This window comes from Halomicronema hongdechloris C2206, assembly GCF_002075285.3.
GTDB classification, from domain to species: Bacteria; Cyanobacteriota; Cyanobacteriia; order Phormidesmidales; family Phormidesmidaceae; genus Halomicronema_B; species Halomicronema_B hongdechloris.
Window position 1 is genome coordinate 5431769 of the sequence record NZ_CP021983.2, and the last position, 17892, is coordinate 5449660.

General features: G+C 56.8%; 15 protein-coding genes. 7 read left to right on the plus strand and 8 right to left on the minus strand.

The features are described from left to right. Positions 1-199: 199 nt before the first annotated feature. The 3 genes from XM38_RS24820 to XM38_RS24830 all read right to left on the minus strand — a co-directional run bounded on the left by XM38_RS24820 (position 200) and on the right by XM38_RS24830 (position 4163). Positions 200-1675, minus strand: coding sequence for a polysaccharide deacetylase family protein (locus tag XM38_RS24820; RefSeq protein WP_088431386.1), 1476 nt, complete (start codon positions 1673-1675; stop codon positions 200-202). A 224-nt stretch (positions 1676-1899) separates the two neighbouring features. After that, positions 1900-3771, minus strand: a complete 1872-nt coding sequence (locus XM38_RS24825) for a glycoside hydrolase family 15 protein (protein WP_088431388.1) — start codon at positions 3769-3771, stop codon at positions 1900-1902. A 26-nt stretch (positions 3772-3797) separates the two neighbouring features. Next, complete coding sequence (locus XM38_RS24830; RefSeq protein ID WP_080805279.1) at positions 3798-4163, minus strand: hypothetical protein; 366 nt, start codon at positions 4161-4163, stop codon at positions 3798-3800. Positions 4164-4636: 473 nt separating this feature from the next. Between XM38_RS24830 and XM38_RS24835 the strand changes: the two genes are divergently transcribed. Next, a complete protein-coding gene (locus tag XM38_RS24835) occupies positions 4637-5992 on the plus strand; it encodes a hypothetical protein (protein ID WP_088431392.1) in 1356 nt (451 codons plus the stop codon). A gap of 67 nt (positions 5993-6059) precedes the next feature. On the opposite strand, the gene XM38_RS24840 is transcribed toward XM38_RS24835, so the two are convergent. Then, positions 6060-6965, minus strand: coding sequence for a hypothetical protein (locus XM38_RS24840; RefSeq protein WP_088431394.1), 906 nt, complete (start codon positions 6963-6965; stop codon positions 6060-6062). A gap of 144 nt (positions 6966-7109) precedes the next feature. On the opposite strand from XM38_RS24840, the gene XM38_RS24845 reads away from it, so the two are divergent. Continuing rightward, positions 7110-7766, plus strand: coding sequence for an ABC transporter ATP-binding protein (locus XM38_RS24845; protein WP_088431396.1), 657 nt, complete (start codon positions 7110-7112; stop codon positions 7764-7766). 46 nt (positions 7767-7812) lie between these two features. Beyond that, positions 7813-8586, plus strand: a complete 774-nt coding sequence (rsmG, locus tag XM38_RS24850; protein WP_088431398.1) for a 16S rRNA (guanine(527)-N(7))-methyltransferase RsmG — start codon at positions 7813-7815, stop codon at positions 8584-8586. Here the strand turns inward: rsmG and XM38_RS24855 are convergent. From XM38_RS24855 to XM38_RS24865, 3 genes are all read right to left on the minus strand, one after another. After that, positions 8570-9019: a tellurite resistance TerB family protein gene (locus XM38_RS24855; RefSeq protein ID WP_088431400.1), complete on the minus strand. Its 450-nt coding sequence runs from the start codon at positions 9017-9019 to the stop codon at positions 8570-8572. The genes rsmG and XM38_RS24855 overlap by 17 nt on opposite strands. 172 nt (positions 9020-9191) lie before the next feature. Continuing rightward, positions 9192-10172 carry an adenylate/guanylate cyclase domain-containing protein gene (locus XM38_RS24860; RefSeq protein WP_088431402.1) on the minus strand — a complete coding sequence of 327 codons (981 nt, stop codon included), beginning with the start codon at positions 10170-10172 and terminating at the stop codon, positions 9192-9194. A 239-nt stretch (positions 10173-10411) separates the two neighbouring features. Further along, entirely contained in the window at positions 10412-11164 is a 753-nt protein-coding gene (locus tag XM38_RS24865) for a DUF3120 domain-containing protein (RefSeq protein WP_088431404.1), read from the minus strand. 265 nt (positions 11165-11429) lie between these two features. Between XM38_RS24865 and XM38_RS24870 the strand changes: the two genes are divergently transcribed. The 3 genes from XM38_RS24870 to XM38_RS24880 all read left to right on the plus strand — a co-directional run bounded on the left by XM38_RS24870 (position 11430) and on the right by XM38_RS24880 (position 15697). Then, positions 11430-12266: an undecaprenyl-diphosphate phosphatase gene (locus XM38_RS24870; RefSeq protein WP_080805370.1), complete on the plus strand. Its 837-nt coding sequence runs from the start codon at positions 11430-11432 to the stop codon at positions 12264-12266. A gap of 19 nt (positions 12267-12285) precedes the next feature. Then, on the plus strand, positions 12286-13728 hold the full coding sequence (locus XM38_RS24875) for a TIGR03279 family radical SAM protein (protein WP_088431406.1): 1443 nt from the start codon (positions 12286-12288) through the stop codon (positions 13726-13728). Between the two features lie 304 nt (positions 13729-14032). Continuing rightward, complete coding sequence (locus tag XM38_RS24880; RefSeq protein ID WP_080805266.1) at positions 14033-15697, plus strand: TolC family protein; 1665 nt, start codon at positions 14033-14035, stop codon at positions 15695-15697. Positions 15698-15713: 16 nt separating this feature from the next. Here the strand turns inward: XM38_RS24880 and XM38_RS24885 are convergent, their stop codons facing one another. Then, the gene (locus XM38_RS24885) at positions 15714-16013 is read right to left on the minus strand and encodes a hypothetical protein (protein ID WP_080805368.1); all 300 of its coding nucleotides are present in this window, start codon (positions 16011-16013) and stop codon (positions 15714-15716) included. Between the two features lie 752 nt (positions 16014-16765). Here XM38_RS24885 and XM38_RS24890 point away from each other — a divergent pair. Beyond that, the gene (locus XM38_RS24890) at positions 16766-17845 is read left to right on the plus strand and encodes a D-alanine--D-alanine ligase family protein (RefSeq protein WP_088431408.1); all 1080 of its coding nucleotides are present in this window, start codon (positions 16766-16768) and stop codon (positions 17843-17845) included. The last annotated feature ends 47 nt before the right edge of the window (positions 17846-17892 follow it).

Sequence of the window (17892 nt, forward strand, 5' to 3'; positions counted from 1 at the left end):
CATCTTACCGAACTGTGACGACTAAGCATCGCCGCCCCAGCCTGAATTCTGCTGCCTTGACCACCAATCTTAAAGGGTTTTAGCAGGTCTGTGTAGGCCAGACTACATGATTTCATCCCGAAGCATACTGACATGGCGGTGATCCGACCAAAATTATCCTGTGGCAGAGACCATCTCCAGGCCTTGGAGACACCTGAGATCAAAAATCGTGGCTCAAAATCGCTGCACCACGGCGATAGATCTCCCGGGCATACTCGGTCCACTCTCCCTGGCCCCAGTAGCGGAAACAGCTGGTTTGCAATAGCAGGTGATGCAACAGGGCCTGCAAGTAATGAGGCTGACGGCAGTTAGCATCGCTGGGGTGGCCTACGATCTGGTGGAATTGGGCGCTGAGGTCTTGCATGGGGGCAAGCACATTCTCGTAGCCACTGACCCAACTGCGATCGTCGGTCCAGGAGGCCCCCTCCATGGAGAAACCAGGATCTTCCTGTCGCAGCTGATCGATGGCTGCGGTTACAGCCTGGCGTCCGGCCCCTGGGCTGACCCGTTGCCAGAGGCGGTGGTGCCCTCGAGCTTGGCAAGGGAGAAAGTCTGCAGCCGTGATCCCTGCCTCAGCCAGAAGCTCCAGGTACTCGCTGCCATTGAGACCCACCACCTGGGAACTCCCCTGGCGGATCTCGTGCCAGGTGCGCTTGAAGGCACTGGGAAATTCGTTCATCATGACGCCGCCGTTTTCGCCGTCGCTGATTTGGCTGACCAGAGGGGGAACGGTGGTGCCGCCCAGCGGCTGCGGGCTAAGGCTGCGGGCTTCGCCGTAGGGTTGCATCTGACCCACTAGCTTCGTGTCGGAGCCCTGGGTCTTGATCAACACTGGCAGCCTTGCCGTGGCCCCCTCGCTGTTGTGGGCCACTAGGTGGTGGGGCAAGTGGGGGGTGGCGATGGGCTCTCCGTCGGGGGTCTCAATGGTGTGCTCTTGCACCAATAGCCAGCGATAACCACAGGACTGCAGGGCCGTAATGAAGGCGTAGAGGGTATCGGGATGATTGGGTAAGTGCATCTCGGGGGGGGAAAAGCCCCGCACCCGCGAGAGGGCGTCTAGGCCAAACAGGGTGGCAAAATGATGCTGCCAGGCTCGAATATGCAAGCGAAGGTCGGGGATCGGGGTGGAGGGAATGACGGCGTGGCCCCAGCAGGTGCCCAGCCATTCGACGTAGGGCTGATAGGTGCGATCGCAGGTAATCTGCCGCAGCTTGGTCAAAATATCCTGGCGGCCCATCTGCTGCAGCCCCCAGAGCAAGGTGCCGGAATAGTCCAGCATGATGCGAGGATTGCAACCCTGCTCCACCAATTCTGGAATGAAATCGCCCATGCGGGCATAACAGTAAGCAAAGGGACCGGCGTTGTGGTTATCCCCCTCGTAGGGGTGCTCGAACATGTATTGCAGATTATTGATCAACTCTCCCTGCACCCCTGCCGGGATCGTCGGTTGATGCATATGCAGGGCAATGGCAAAGCCAGCCGAGAGCTGCGATAGGTCTAAATTGGTGCGGGGCAGAAATACTGGCCCATCGGTGCTAGTGGCCGCAGCAATCTCTGCTTCCCAGCCCCACAGCACTGGTAGACCCTCAATCAAATCGGGTAGATCGGGTTGAGACACAGAGGCAACAGCTGACATGGTGAAGCGAGGATAATGGAGGTCTTTGCGAACACTATTACTTTACCGTTAGTGGGGAAGTGAAGAGTGAAAAGTGAAGAGTGTAGGGCGTTGGCGTAGCCTGCCCGGAGGGCTTAGCCCGTGCGAAGCAGAGTGAAGAGTGATTACTCGTCACTTGCTACTCATTACTCGTTACTGACTACTCAATCCCCCATCCCCTCATCCCTCACCAACCCACCCACGCCTCAATAGGGCATCTGACTGATATAGCTGCCATTGGTCAGGGCTTTATCCAAGTGCCAGGCGGCACTAATCAACGACAGGTGGGTAAAGGCCTGGGGATAGTTACCGAGGGCTTCGCCACTGGAGCCAATCTCTTCGGCGTAGAGGCCCAAATGGTTGGCATAGCCCAGCATACCTTCAAACATGAGCCGGGCGTCTTCTAGCTTCTTGGGATCGGCCAGTCCCGCTTCGGTGAGGGCTTCGACTAGCCAAAAGGTGCAGAGGTTAAAGGTGCCCTCTTGGCCCTGTAGGCCATCCGGTAGCTCCTCTGGGTTGTATCGATAGACCAGACTATTGGCCACTAATCCTCCTTGCTGGGGTGGGCAGAGGATGGCATCCAGGGTCTTGAGTATGCGGGGATCGGTAGGGGATACGAACAGCATCAGGGAGGCCATCAGGTTGCTGGCATCGAGGGATTGGCTGCCGTAGTACTGCACAAAGGCCTGGCGATTTTGATCCCAGCCCTGTTCCATGATGTCTTCGTAGATGCGATCGCGCACGGCTAGCCAGCGCTGGCGATCGGCTGGAAACGAGCGCTTATTGGAGAGCCGCAAAGCCCGGTCCAGAGCCACCCAGCACATCAATTTAGAGTAGACAAAATGCTGCTGACCACTGCGAAACTCCCAAATGCCCTCATCTGGCTTATGCCAGTGATCACATACCCAGTCCACCAATCGCCGCAGATGAATCCACAGATCGTAGGAAATGGGCATGCCATATTTGTCATAGAGATAGACCGCCTGCATCAACTCGCCATAGATATCCAGCTGTAATTGGGCGTAGGCGGCATTGCCAATCCGTATCGGCCGCGACCCTCGATAACCATCTAAATGATGCAGGGTTTCCTCCGGTAATTTATGGCGACCATCGATGCCATACATAATCTGCAGCGACCCATCGGGATTCAGTTCGCGACAGCGCTGCTCGATCCAGTTCATGAACTGGGCTGCTTCCTCAGTGAACCCGATCCGCAGCAGACCATAGAGGGTGAAGGCGGCATCGCGAATCCAAGTGTAGCGATAGTCCCAGTTACGCTCACCGCCGATTCCTTCTGGCAGGCCACAGGTGGCCGCTGCAACGATGGCCCCGGTGGGCTCAAAGGTCAATAACTTCAGGGTCAGAGCCGAGCGCTCCACCATTTCCCGCCAGCGGCCTCGGTAGGTGCACTGAGATAGCCACTGCCGCCAGTAATGCACCGTATGTTTGAATAAGTCCGTTGCTTTAGCCGGGGGAATCGGCAGGCCACACCCCGCTCCAGCTTCGATGCCCTGCAGCACAAACACTGCAATCTCGCCCTGGCTGAGGGCAAACTCGCCCCACACCCCTTTGCCCTTTTCCTGCAGGGGCACATCTGTTGCGAGGCCCAGACTCATCTGATCGGAGTAGAAGCACACTCCCTTCGGGGTCAGGGTGGTGTCATGGGTATCCCGGGCATAGTTAAAAGCTGGACAGCACTCCACCTCAAATTGCATCGTCCCGCGCACTACCCGCACCTCCCGAATTAAGCAGTGGTAGCCAATCTCTTCAGAGGATAGGCCCACCGGCATGAAGTCAATGATTTCGCCAACTCCCTCAGAGGTCAAAAAGCGAGTGATCAAGACATTGGTTGCCGGCCAATACAGCTGGCGATGTTTCACCTGAGAAGTCGGGCTTGACGCCAGAGACGGCGAAATCTTGAAACAGCCTCCCTTCTGGTCATCCAAGATGGCCGCAAATACGCTGGGGGAATCGTGATTGGGAAAACACAGCCAGTCGATAGAGCCATTCAGCCCTACCAGAGCTGTGGTATACATGTTGCCGATGATGCCGTAATGCTCGATGGGCTGATAAGCCATAGTCAATGTCCGGGGTCCCTACCGATTTAGTGGTCTGTGGGCAACGGCAGGGAGATATCTAGTTCATCTTCCAGCCAGTTGATCACCTGTTGCCGCTCGCCACAGGTCAGATAAAACCTGCCGGTACTACGTAGGCGATCATTAATATCTTCCATATCGGCCAGGGTAAATAAGCCGACTGTCGTAGCGATAGAGCACAGAATATCGTCTTGTCCTTGCTGATCTAGTTGGCCGTAGCGATAGCGGGCAATCTGTTTGCCGAGGCGATCGAAGTCATAGTGTTCAGGGGCCAGTCGTCGCTTGCGATCGACGGGAATGGCTTCCCCGGCCGTCATCTTGGCAAAGTCGGTGTCTAGGATGTTGAGATGGACAATGTTGGGCTGTTGAGTCACGGGCACACGGTCCTTACAGCGTTACAGCGTAAAGTTGCACTTTACCCAACCGGGTTAGGCAACACCAAGGAGGCACTGAAGACTGAGAGTAATAATGACGTCGACACTATGGAGCAGGCACTTACCCTGGACTATCTTAATCAGAGGTGCTGCATCAGAGGTGCTGCTGAATTCGATTTGTCTGGGCTAGCCCAAGTCCAACGCGGAATGCGGTTGCCTTTTCCAAGTAACGCTTCGGGGCTGGACTCGGACACGGCTTAACTGTCCAGATAACCACTCTCGTTGGGGTAAGAGTACAGTTTCTAGTCCCTTCAGAATAAGGGGAACCCATGGGGCTTGCTTGGGGATACAGCAATTCTTTAGCAACCGCACCCTATCTATCGGTACCGCTTAACAAAGTGTCTAACCTGGCCAAATCAGTCAGGCACGGGAATGCCATAACAGGAAAACAGGTATCTGCAGGGGTAATTCCGATGAAACGGGTAGCAGTGCTACTGACCATGGTAGCGATTCTAGGGGGCTGGCTCCAGGGGTCTCAGGATTGCACCGGGTGGGCCTGGGCGGCTAGTCTCCGCCAGTTTGGCCAGGACGGCTATGACGGGCGGGATGGTCGCGATGGTCGTGATGGCCAAGATGGCACAGATACTAGCATTACACTGGATGGGACGCCGCAGCGATTGGCGTTGGCTGGGACAGATGGCGGTGATGGTGAACCGGGGGAGCGGGGGCAATGGCCGGAGTGTCGCTATCAGCCACGGCGTGTGCCCTATGATTTGCAGGCCGCTGATGGCGGTGATGGCGGCGGCGGCGGTGATGGCGGCGATGGCGGTGACGGCGGTGATGTGCTGCTGTATTACCGCCAGGCTGATGATCTGCGTCAGGTGTATATCGATGCCGGTGGAGGGCGTGGCGGTCGCGGTGGACGCGGGGCTCCAGGAACGCCGGGGTGCCGCTGTGAAGTGCGACGCTGGCGCTTGCAAGTGTGCCAAGAGGACAATTGCCAAGAAGAGGAGTATCGCTGTTATGACGGTCGGCGTGGGCACCATGGCCGGGATGGTCGAGAGGGTGAAACGGGTAGACGGGGACAAGTGTCCTTGGTAGCCAGTGGTACATCCCTGTTGCCGGAGCGACCAGAACAGACGGCGTCGTTTCCAGCGTTGGCAGCCCAGTCGATACTCCTCTCCCAAAACCGTTGGGACTATCGTCAAGGTGCGATCGCACGTTTAGCCCCCGGCTCAGACGTCACCGATGAGTATCGAGAGTATGTTGGCCGCATTGAGGGCCAAGCCCGACTAGACTGGCAAGCCCCTCGTCCTCTGGCCGGCCTCTGGTCGGAGACCATCCAGCTCAGCCTGCAGGAGAATGGCCGGGTTCAGTTCGCCTTCCCAGAGGATCTGTGGGTCACTGGCAGCAGCGACTTCCAAAATGGAGTCACCACCTACACCGTCACTAGCTTAGTCGCCGCCCAAGACGCCATTCGCCTAGCCTGGGGAGGCCTGGATGGCCATGGTCGCTCTCTGCAGGCCACCGTGATTGATCTGGCTCGCCTCTCAGACCAAGTCAATACTGAATTTCAGCTCACCCTACGCGCCAGTGATGATGCTCCCCATAGCGATCGCCGCCGCCGTTACCAGACGCACTTCGATGGCACCATCCCCACCGATCTGATCCAGCGGGATCACAACCGCTTCATCCTCGACCTCGGTCGCCTGCCCCTGAGCATCAGTCATCTCAATCGCGGCACCTACGCCCAGATCGAGCTCACCGTCATCCGCTCCCTCGGCAGCCATCGGGCCGAGCAGACCTTGAGGTGGCAGGGGAGGCTGTAGAGTGGCGAGGAGCTGTTCTCCCTTTTCCCCAACTCCCCATCTCCGCTCTCCGCTCTCCGTCCTCCCTTTACTCCTCTTCCTCCGCCATCAGTGGTCGTCGATCCACGGCTGGATTGGGTTGGCCATTGGGCATGAGATAGCCTAGGTCGATGAGAAATTGACGCAGGGCCTTGGGAAAGTCGGGATGGCGGCCAATGGGTTCGCCGTCGTCGTAGATATCTAAGCCCCACTCATCTTGGCGATCGTAGTGCACCTGCATAAACTCCCAGGCCTGTTCAAACTCCCCGAGGCGAATCTTCTGGGCCACGTAACCTGCTAGAACAGCGTTGACTTCGCCATCGTGGTCCTGAGCTCGCAGCAAGGCCTGATACATCTGCCAGGCATGGCCGCGTAGGTAGTCGCGAAACTGAGCCGTCGTATCGATGAAGCGCCCCGACTGAAAGGTCATGATTACCGTGGGCGGGAAGGAGCCGGCATAGGAGCCAAAGGCATAGAGAAAGGCGTTGTCGGTAGTGATAAATTCACTGTGGCCATCTTGGTTAAGATCGCGAAAGCGGCCGCCGCCATCTAGGGGGGCAAAGGGAATCTCGATGAAGGTATCTCCCCGCAGGCCATAGGTGGTAATCATCATGCAACAGTGAGCACCACCGCTGTAATACTCAGTAATTACCTCTGCGGTGCCGTCACTATCGAGGTCTTGCAATTCCACACTGCTACCGAAGTAGGCCATGGCAGAGTCTTCTAGCTGCAGGCGATCGCGGTAGTAAATGCGATAGCGGAAGTTGTCTTCTTCTGGGGGCGGCCCATCGAAGCCAAAGGGCTGATAGCTAACGTCTACCCGCACTGAACCAGCGGTTAGCTCCCGGTTTTCGAGCCACTCAGCACCTGGTCCGATCTCTAGGCGAGTCTGGGCAACTGCTGGTGTTGCCAACATGGCCAGCCCCAACCCGGCCAGCAACCATGACAAACGCATTTTTAGACTCCGGATGAATTGCTAGGAACCCTATGGACAGGTTTCTATGTACAACGATGGCAGCTATCAGCCGCTACTGTAGTAGTAATCGTGTTGTCGTCATCTTGTCGTCATCGGAGTGCAGTTCCTCCTCTGCTTCCAAGCATGCTCTATCTCAAGCACCTAACCTATCATCCAGCTGCTAGCACCACAGCTATCTTGCGAGACATTTCTTTGCAGTTGGGGCCCCAAGAGATGGGGCTAATCATCGGCCCCAGTGGTTCTGGTAAGACTTCACTGTTAGAGCTATTGGCGGGGCTGGCTCAACCGACGGCCGGGCAAATTTGCTGGCGGCAGCAAGTCCTCGATACAGAGGCACTGCAGCAGTTGGCTGGCCTGGTATTTCAGTTTCCGGAGCGGCACTTCTGCGGTCGCACAGTCTTGGACGAACTGCGGTTAGGGCATCCTGAAATCCCTGCGGAGCGTATCCACCAAGCCCTAGAGGCGGTGGGATTGAGCCATGTCCCCTTGACCGCTGCCCCCCATGCCCTTAGTGGCGGACAGCAGCGGCGCTTAGCTCTGGCAGTGCAGTTGATCCGCCAGCCTTACCTATTGCTGCTGGATGAACCGACTGCTGGCTTAGACTGGTCTACCCGCCGCCAGGTGGTTTCGTTGCTGAGTCAGCTCAAGCGTCAGTGGAGTTTGTTGGTAGTCTCCCATGATTCCGAGGATCTGGTCACATTGGCGGATCGGTGCTGGGGGATTCATCAGGGGCAACTGCAGGAGCAACCTCGATTTCCGATGGTGCAGGCGGCGTCTTGACGACGAGGTATGATGCCCCAGACTGCGCATTGCTCCCCTCTGTTCCATGGCCTCTATCTCTCGATTACCGGAGTATTCGGATCGCTGGCGGCATTCTCTGCATTGGCAGCCCGATGCTTACCAACAGGCTAGTTTTCAGGCTCTCTATGAGGCGATTCTGGAGGGTAACCGGCAGCTCAATCTGACTCGCTTGACGGCTGCCGATGATTTCTGGGAGAAGCATGTATGGGATTCCCTCAGTGGTGTGGTGCCCTGGCTGGGGCAGGAGCCAACGGTACAGGAACTGGCCCTGGCTCCTGGTCACCGGGTCATCGATATTGGCACCGGGGCCGGGTTTCCGGGGTTGCCGGTTGCGATCGCATGTCCTACCTGGCCCATCACCCTGTTAGACTCTACCCGCAAGAAAATCGCCTGGCTAGCGGGTGTTAGCCAGGACCTAGGCCTGACCAACGTCACCACCATCACCGAGCGAGCCGAAACCTTGGGGCATCACCCCGATCATCGTCAAGCCTACGATTTGGCCCTAGTGCGAGCTGTAGGGTCAGTTGCCACCTGTGCCGAATATGCCCTGCCCTTATTAGCTCAGGGAGGGGTAGCCGTCCTCTATCGTGGCCAGTGGACCGTTGCAGAACAGGAACAGCTTCAAACCGTAGCCACCAGGCTGGGAGGCCACCTGATTCAGCTACGGCCATGGCGCACCCCCCTGAGCCACAGTGTGCGTCACTGCGTCTACCTACTCAAAGACAGGGACACTCCCCATACTTATCCTCGGGCCGTTGGCCTACCCGCTAAATTTCCCTTGGCTAGCCCCGATTCTTGATGGTCATCACCTGCACAATCTTCAGGGCGGTGTCTCCCGAAATCTCTAAGATATGATGTAAGTCGTCTAGAAAGGCTTGTTCCTGCTCGGTTACGGCGCCATCCGACAAGATTAAATCCGTTGCCATGGCAAAGGCCGTCTCGCGTAGATTTTGGGGCAGCGATGCCTTGGCTAGATTGACTAACGGCCCAGGACCCTGGCGCTTTAGCATAGCTAAAAGCTTGTCAAAGGTGCGATGGAGAACATCGTTGGAATAGGTGCGAAAGAGTTGCATGCGGGACAGCATGACAGTCATGTTCCGTCCTTCTTGCTCCGATAGATAACCATCCGCGGCAATGGCCACTAAACACACGGCTGCGAAGGCTTCCGCTGCGCTCAGGCTGCCATCGGTCATCTGATTCGCTGTTTTGAATACGCCATCAAATAGCCCCATTACCCGCCCCCAATCTGATCCCAATGCTGACGTCTGAGTCAAAGGAGCCCTGTCAAGGTCTCTTATCGACGCCATGACCTGACTCTTCAATAGTATCGTTCCCCTTCCGGTCTGGATTGGAACAGTGATGCACTGAAACTGGCAAGACCCGACTCGTGTCGCTGAGCAGGGGTCAGTGGCGCTGGAGAAAGCGCTCTAAATCTTTGAAGGTGCCGGCATAGGTCAAAATCGGGGTATCGTATCCCTTCATGGTGACGGTGTAGCGCTGGAAGAGATTGTCGGTGGTTCCCAATTCCTCTAGACAGTCGTAGGTTGTGGCGCCAATGGCAATGTCCAACCCTAATTGCTTGGTGGAGGATTCAAACCGGAAGGCAGCATTTACGGTATCGCCGAGGGCGGTATAGTCAGGGCGGTCTCCCGAACCAGTGTTCCCGACCATGGCATAGCCTGTATTTAATCCAGCCCCAATCCGCAGGGAGAAGGGCAGGGGGAATTCCTCGTGGAGTTGACTAGTCATCTTCGCCAGGGCGTTGATGGCTCGGATAATCCGCAGAATTTCTGTGGGTTCAACCCCTTGCGGTCCGTGAATCCAGACTGCCATCACCGCATCACCGATGTATTTATCAACCCCGCTGCCATATTCGCCGATGATTTCTCCAGCCCGGCGAAACCAGGTGCCGATGGTCTCAGATAGCACCGTTTCGTCCAATTGCCGGGTCATGACCGTGAAGTCTCGAATATCTACCACCATCACCGAGATCAACCGCCGCACATTCAGCATGGCCGTCGCGGTGAAGTCTTGGGAATCGGTAGGCGTGGGCGTGGCAGCAGTGGCAATATCTGGGTGCGGACAATAGAAATGAAGATTAGTCTGGCCAAAGGTGAGTAGATCGCCGTTGTGCAGGGTGACGGGGACGCTGACACGACGGCCATTGACGAAGGAGCCGTTGCGGCTACCCAGATCAATCAGATAGAATTCCCCATTTTCCATGGACTGCAGCATGGCATGGTTGCGAGAGATCCATTGGTCAGGCAGGACAAAATTGTTGTCATCACTCCTACCTATGGTCCAGCAGTTGCTGCCCAATAACGGCAAGTGACGATTGCCTGACTCGGTCTGCAGTATCAAATAAGGTTCAGATTGCGCAGTCACCTTAATAACCACTGTGCTAAACGAGGGGCAATCGAGTTGGGTACGAACTAAATGGGCAATGCTTGAGAAACAACAAGCACCCTACCTTATCATTCCTTTCCTTCCAAGATACTGTACCGCTCCCTGCGATCATGGCAAGGTAAGGCAGTCAGATCTCGAAGACCAGCTGGTTGTGGCCACCGTCATCCAGCGTTGCGTGGTGGTGAGTCCGTCCACCATTGTTGCCTGATAGGCAGCACCTAGGCAGCTAAAGCGGTTAGGAAAAACAGTCCGTCCACCAGTAAAGTACTCAACACCGCCCCTGAGAAGGTCCACCAGTGCAGCCGCCTGGAGTAAAGCAGCGGGCCGACGGTCAAGAGTAACAGACAGAAAATCAACTCAATGGCGCTCAGCAGGGCCGGGCCGGTGCAAAGATGGGCCACGGCTTCCTGGAGAACCGCTGGCACAAAACTTTGATCGACGGCCATCAATTGACGCCAGTAGGGAATGAGGTCATTCCAATAGAGGTAAAGGTCGGTGATGGCTGTGCCCAACAGGGAGCCGAGGTAAAAATAACTGCCAATGGATCCCCAACCTAGGGCCAGACAAATACCCACCACCGGCAGTCCAATCGCCTCAATGGGCAGATGCACAAGGGGTTCCCAGCGAAACCATCCCCAGTAGATCGACCCCGCCAACCAGGTCCAGCTAAATCCGACTAACAGGTCTCCCCACAGATAGGTGGCCGGACGGGCCATGAGGGATAGCCCTGCCATTAACCAGGCGCCGGTGAGACTGAGACTGAGCCAGGGCAGCGATCGCACCAACGGGGCCTGAAAGAAGACTGGCACCACCACCAATGTGATGGCCATGGCCATCAGGCGCCAGCGCAGGAACCCCAATCGCCGCAGCTGTGTCAGGGGTAGCAGATACTCCGATTTGGGGGTGGTTGTAGGGCTGTAAGAAGACAAGGGATGATTAGATGCCGAGGTTAACCAATGTAAACATAACATGCCCTCCCGGGGCAGGCAGGCGGTCCGAGAGTCGCCATCAACTGCGGGCCATAGCGCCCAATTCTCTCTGTGAAGTGTTTGCAAATGGCTGCGATCGCATCTCAGCCTCCCCAATCAAGTCCCGTACAATCAAAGCTGGTCAATGCCCTGCCTACTCCATCGCCCCTAACGTATTCATTTGCCCATGTTGACCTTAACTGCCGACTGGTTGAGCGCTGTAGGGCTGCTGTTGGCCCAGGCTGAGTCGACTGCCCTGAAAGACAATATGTCCCTGATGCAGGCCATTCTCATCGGGATTGTGCAAGGGCTGACAGAGTTTTTGCCCATTAGTAGTACGGCCCATGTCAAGGTCGTGCCGGTGGCCTTGGGCTGGGGAGATCCAGGGGTGGCCTTCACCGCAGTGATTCAGCTGGGTAGCATCGCCGCCATCCTCTGGTACTTTTGGACCGACTTAAAGCAGGTCACCACCCAGATGGTGCAGGCGACCCGGCAGCGTAAATTCGCCTCGGTAGACTTTCGTCTGGGGTTGGGTATCCTACTGGGCACCCTGCCCATCGTGGTGGCTGGCTTGCTGATTAAGGCCTTGATCCCCGACTTTGACAACTCTCCCTTGCGTAGCACCGCCGCCATTGCCATGGCCTCGATCGTCATGGCGCTGCTATTAGCCGTCGCCGAGGTGTGGGGCCGGCGGCGCCGTGGCTTCGACGCCTTAGACCTCAAAGATGGCATCGGTATGGGCTTTGCCCAGGCCCTGGCCTTAATTCCGGGAGTTTCCCGCTCCGGATCGACTTTAACGGCAGGGCTGTTCATGGGTCTAGAGCGCGCGACGGCGGCGCGATTCTCTTTCCTAATGGGGATTCCGGCCATTACCCTGGCTGGCTTGGTGGAGCTGCATTCGCTGCTGACGAGCGACATGGGGGGCGTCAGTTGGGGGCCTCTGCTGGGGGGGCTGCTGGCGGCAGTGGTGTCGTCCTACGGGGCCATTTACTGGCTGATCCGCTTTCTGCAGCGCCATACGACTTGGGTGTTCGTCTGGTATCGCTTGGCCTTTGGCGTCGTGATCTTAGTGGCCATTGCCAGTGGACAGTTGCAAAATAGTTAGGTACCCCTAATCTGAACCCATGAGTGAGGCCACCATTCGCCCAGCCCGTATTACTCGGGTGCTGGCGGATTCGATTGCTGAGGACCTTGGCTTTGAGCCAGGGGACCAATTGGTGTCGATCAATGGCCAGCACCCTCGCGATTTGATTGATTATCGCCTGCTCTGTGCCGATGAGGAGCTGTCTCTGGAGGTGTTAGATGCCCAGGGGCAGACCCACTATGTCGATCTGGAAAAGGACTACGACGCCGACCTGGGGCTGGAGTTTGAAACGGCCCTGTTCGATGGATTGATGCAGTGCAACAATCGCTGCCCGTTTTGCTTTATCGATCAGCAACCTCCTGGCAGGCGGCAGACCCTCTACCTCAAGGACGATGACTACCGGCTCAGCTTCCTTTACGGCAGCTATCTCACCCTGACCAATCTGACTGGCCGCGATTGGGATCGTATCGCCCAGCTACGGCTATCGCCGCTCTATGTGTCGGTTCATGCCACCGAGCCTGAGATGCGATCGCATCTACTGAAAAATCCCCGGGCCGGGCAGCTGCTAGAGCAACTCGCCTGGTTCCAACAACACCGCCTGCAGATTCATGCCCAAGTGGTCATTTGCCCGGGGATTAACGATCGGGTCCATCTAGACCGTACCCTGCAGGATCTGGCCCAATTTCACTCAGCAACGGTACCAACGGTAGCCTCTGTGGCCATCGTGCCTGTGGGGCTGACCAAATTTCGCCCCAGCGACGATGAGTTGGTACCCGTTACCCCGGCCCAGGCTAACCAAGTCATAGACCAAGTACAGCGCTGGCAGCACCAGTTTCGCCACCACCTGGGGACTACCTTCGCCTGGTTGGCCGATGAGTGGTTCTTGATGGCCGGACGAGATTTGCCCCCTGCCTGCCACTACGAAACCTATCCCCAAATCGGCAACGGGGTGGGCTCGATTCGCCAATTTCTAGGAGAATTTGACCAGGCTGCTCAAGCTCTGCCGACGGAAGTGACCCCTTCCCGCCGCTTCACCTGGGTGGTTGGCAATACCGTCGAGGGAGCCTTTCAGCCCATTGTGCAGCGCCTTAACCAAGTCGATGGTCTTACCGTTACCCTGGCGGCTCTGGCCAGCGAATACTGGGGACAATCCATGACCGTCACCGGGTTGCTCACGGGGCAGGACATTGTTTATGCCCTCCAAGGCCAGGATCTGGGCCAGGGACTGCTCTTGCCTTCCCTGATGCTGAAGCCCAGCGACTCCGGCCGCCTAGACGATACCTACTTCCTTGACGACATGGGTGTGGCTACCCTAAGTCAGCGACTCAACCTTCCAGTTTGGATAATTGATGGTATTGTCACCTTGATCCGAGTCTGCACTGCTCCCCACCCTGGTCTAGCCGACACGGGGAAGCGGTTCGCTCAGGTGCGGTCAGATAACTCCCTGCAGGCAGCAGAGTCGTCTCCAGCCTCGCTCGCCTAGGTTTTCCAGCAATTTCCCAGCCTGCGTAGCGCCATTCAATGAGGGGATAGCGATTGCCTGAAGCCATCAAAAAATATACTATACGGTATAGTTTGCAGCATGATCCCAGTGGGAAGCAGCCTGGGGATCGTCGTAGTCAGGCGAGACTTGCAGATCTCGAGGCAGTCCACCAGCTAGGTTGGCCTTCAAGACCGGCAGCCAGCCGACAGGCGACCATTCCTTCCAGTATGCTAGGAAGCTGGAGCCATCTGATGCTGCCCTAGGCTCCAGCAGAATCCGTAGTGCGCTTTAGCTATCAGCCTCCATGCCTAATCGCAACCGCCCAGCTCCCTTAGCGATCGTCAGCTTTAGTCTGATGGCGACCCTCTGCCCCACTGCCGGGGTCCAGGCCCAACTCATGGACTCTGACCCTAGCTCCCCCGACGTGGAGGTTGAACCCTCCACGTCCTGGAGGGGCGCCTCAGAGTTTCCCCCTGAAACCACTTCAGATGTCCTCTACGGCAGCTTTTTAGCCCAGGGTGAAGATCCTCCTACTGCCCCCTTCGAGGCGGACCCCATCCCGCCCTCGTCTGTGGGAGAGACCACCTATCCTCTGCCTGCCGAGGATGCTGACCTAGACTACCTGAATCCAGATCCCAACCCCCTGTTACTGCCTACTCAACCCGAGGAAGTGGAGATCCTGGGAACGCAGCCCCTCACCCTGGAGCAAGCGGTAGAGTTGGCCTATCGCAACAATGAAGCGCTACAAGTGGCTCGATTAGAGCTAGAACGCAGTCGTGAGGCCCTGCGAGAGGCTCGGGCCGCCCTATTTCCGGATCTGAATTTATCCAGTGACTTGACTGCCCGCAATACAACCGGTACCTCAGGATTTTCTTTTTTTGGGGATGGGTTTACCGGCGGTGGGTTTACCGGAGACGGCTTCTCCACTGAAGAGGAAATCGATACGACGACTCAGAGTACTCTGGAGTTAAGCTATGACCTCTACACCTCAGGCCGTCGGGCCGCTTCTATAAGAGCGGCGGAAGAGCAGGTGCGTCTCCAGGAGCTAGCCCTAGAGCGACAGCGGGAGCAACTACGCCTGGATACAATTAACGACTATTACGCGCTTCAAGAAGCTATCGAGCAAATTCGCATTAATCAAGCTTTTTTAGAAGAAGCCGAGCGCAACCTGCGGGACACGGAACTGCGCGAAGAGGTTGGCGTGGGCACTCGCTTCGATGTGTTGCGAGCCGAGGTGCAAGCGGCCAATGCCCGACAGCAGCTGGTGCAGGCTCGCAGTGACCGTCGTACGGCCCAGCGTCAGTTAGCCAGACGTCTGGCCCTGCCCCCCTCCCTCGATGTCACCACGGAACCGGTGACCGTGGCTGGAACCTGGCCACTGTCCTTGGAAAAGACCATTGTTACTGCCTTCCAAAATCGAGCCGAATTGGAAGAGCCCTTGGTGCAGCGGACCATCAGCGAGCAGCAGCAGCGGGTCGCGCGGGCGGCAGTAGGACCTCAAATCAGTCTATTTGCCAACTATTCGGTGCGCGAGACCTTCGGTGATGGCGATAGCCCCAGCGACAACTACAGCTTAGGGGCTCGGTTGCGTTGGCAGCTCTATGACGGTGGCGCAGCAGGAGCCCAGGCCGATCAGGAAGAGCGCAATCAAGAGATTGCTGAGACCCAGTTTTCCCAGGCCCGCAATCAGGTGCGCCTAGAGGTAGAACAGGCCTATTTCAGCCTGGAAGCCAATCGGGAAAATATTGACACGGCCCGCTTGGCGGTAGAGCAGGCCAAAGAAGCCCTAGAGTTGGCGCGGCTGCGGTTTAATGCCGGAGTAGGTACCCAGCTGGATGTGCTCAGCGCCCAGTCCGATCTGACTGAGGCCGAGGGCAGTTTGGTGACGGCGATTCTGGGCTATAACCGGGCCCTAGCTGCTCTCCAACGAGCCGTCAGTAACTTAGAGGCGACGGCATTAACTCCCTGAAGCTGAGGCTATTGGGTCACTCTGCCACATGAATGGCGACGGCTTCGCTCAATCGCTCAATTACCTGCTCAGCCGAAATCAATCGCTTCAAAACGACCTGGCCGATGCTTGGGCGGGTCACACCTTGGGGTTTCACTTCCACCATTAACACCGTCTCTTCTACCTGATAGAGCCATAGCCGCTCTTCCCGTTCTTCGATGGATAGATTGAGTCGGCGGATGTAGGGCTTGCGCTGCCAGGCTAATTCGTCCCAGAGACCACCAAATTCCCAAACACGACCAGTCGTCCAACCGTCCGAGAGAAAAAAGTACTTCACCAATCCTTACGACGAGCCATTCCTATGGCATTATCCATCCTCGTGGGCATTCCAAACGGTCATCTGTGGCTTTTTCTGGGGCAATCTCGGCAATTAAGTCCCTGGCAGTAGCTGTCTTTATCCAGGTATCGAGCTGGGGTTGGCAGGGGAGCGGGACTCATCCTGTTAAGGGCTATGGTGAATACTCGTAGACTTCTTTGGCAAAAGTCTCCGGATCGGAGGGGGTACTTTAGAAAGAGGGAGTGGTAGATGCACCCTGATTGTCTAATCCTCCGTCAGCGTGAGTGCTGACGGAGGATTTTTTTGCCTTGGATGGCAACGGCTAGATGAAAAGGGGTGTGATAGGCTATGGCCTATGCCTAGAGTACAGCCCACTGAACTCGGGTAAAAGTGTTCCAGCTATAGCCACCGCTACAATGCTTTGGGCGGTGGCGAGCCAGTCAGCCCCCCTAGACTGGGCTATTGGACGATTAACCATGGCCTAAGCTGACTGGCCAGCGCTATAATACTCGTCCAAGGGCTGGCTGAACCGGCCAGATAGGCTGAGTGCAATAGCCTAAACCAGGATATTTTCTAGATGGAATACTCTAAGAGGACATTTGAAAACTCGGCTGAAAGCCCTGTAGGGTAAGCATTTTAGAGCGCATGGCTCTGTTGGCCAGAATCCAGTCTGGAGCAAGGTTGCAGGGTACTTTCCAAATATCCTCTACGGGTGATTAGGCTACGGCGGGTAGTATGAGGAGAGCATCGCCATGGTGAAGCAGCGCATCGGCCTTCTATTCGGTGGCTGTTCTGGTGAACATGAGGTCTCAATTGCCTCGGCCCGGGCCATTGCTGAGGCATTAGCCAAGGATGGTAATGACAATGCCTACGAGGTCCGGCTGGTCTATATTGCCAAGGATGGCAGTTGGCATGGTCCTGAGACGGCTGAACAGGTACTGCAGACCGCTGAACCACTGGTGACTCGTGGCAACGGAGGGGCGACTCTGGCGCGTTTGCCAGTATTGGAGCAGGTGAACCAGATTGATGTTTGGTTCCCCATTCTCCATGGTCCCAACGGAGAAGACGGTACCGTGCAGGGAGTGTTGACGCTGATGCAGCAGCCTTTTGTCGGCTCAGGGGTGCTGGGATCGGCTCTAGGCATGGATAAAATCGCCATGAAGATGGCCTTTGCCCAGGCAGGGTTGCCCCAGGTGGATTATATGGCCGTTAATCGTTCTCAGGTCTGGTCCAATGCCTGTGTGTTGCCAAAGCTATGCGATCGCATCGAAGCCCAACTCGGCTATCCCTGCTTCGTCAAACCGGCCAACCTGGGCTCCTCGGTCGGGATCTCGAAGGTGCGGTCTCGAGATCAGCTGGAAACAGCCCTAGATAATGCTGCCAGTTATGATCGGCGACTGATTGTAGAAGCGGCGGTAACCGCCCGGGAAGTAGAGTGTGCTGTTCTCGGTAATGATATGCCTCAGGCCTCCGTGGTCGGGGAGATCAGCTTTGACAGCGACTTCTACGACTACGATACCAAATACACTGCCGGCCAAGCGGCCTTACAGATCCCGGCTCCCTTGCCAGAGACCATCAGCCGCCAGATTCAAGCGTATGCCGTTCAGGCTGTGCAGGCGGTCGACGCGGCCGGCTTAGCTCGCGTCGATTTCTTCTATGTGGAAACCACTGGCCAGGTGCTGATCAACGAGATCAATACTCTGCCGGGGTTTACCGCCACGAGCATGTATCCCCGACTGTGGCAGGCTAGCGGCCTGTCCTTTCCAGCCCTGGTGGATCGCCTGATCCAGCTGGCCTTAGCGCGGGCCCGGGAAACGCCTCGTTCTCGTTAGTGGCGCCTCGTTAGTAGCGGCCCCCTGGCTGTCAGGTGGCTAGGTGC

Coding starts and splice junctions, on each gene's coding strand:
- XM38_RS24820 (WP_088431386.1), bottom strand. CDS start 1,675: ATGTCAGCTGTTGCCTCTGTGTCTCAACCCGATCTACCCGATTTGATT.
- XM38_RS24825 (WP_088431388.1), bottom strand. CDS start 3,771: ATGGCTTATCAGCCCATCGAGCATTACGGCATCATCGGCAACATGTAT.
- XM38_RS24835 (WP_088431392.1), top strand. CDS start 4,637: ATGAAACGGGTAGCAGTGCTACTGACCATGGTAGCGATTCTAGGGGGC.
- XM38_RS24840 (WP_088431394.1), bottom strand. CDS start 6,965: ATGCGTTTGTCATGGTTGCTGGCCGGGTTGGGGCTGGCCATGTTGGCA.
- XM38_RS24845 (WP_088431396.1), top strand. CDS start 7,110: ATGCTCTATCTCAAGCACCTAACCTATCATCCAGCTGCTAGCACCACA.
- rsmG (WP_088431398.1), top strand. CDS start 7,813: ATGGCCTCTATCTCTCGATTACCGGAGTATTCGGATCGCTGGCGGCAT.
- XM38_RS24855 (WP_088431400.1), bottom strand. CDS start 9,019: ATGGGGCTATTTGATGGCGTATTCAAAACAGCGAATCAGATGACCGAT.
- XM38_RS24865 (WP_088431404.1), bottom strand. CDS start 11,164: ATGTTATGTTTACATTGGTTAACCTCGGCATCTAATCATCCCTTGTCT.
- XM38_RS24870 (WP_080805370.1), top strand. CDS start 11,430: ATGTCCCTGATGCAGGCCATTCTCATCGGGATTGTGCAAGGGCTGACA.
- XM38_RS24875 (WP_088431406.1), top strand. CDS start 12,286: ATGAGTGAGGCCACCATTCGCCCAGCCCGTATTACTCGGGTGCTGGCG.
- XM38_RS24880 (WP_080805266.1), top strand. CDS start 14,033: ATGCCTAATCGCAACCGCCCAGCTCCCTTAGCGATCGTCAGCTTTAGT.
- XM38_RS24890 (WP_088431408.1), top strand. CDS start 16,766: ATGGTGAAGCAGCGCATCGGCCTTCTATTCGGTGGCTGTTCTGGTGAA.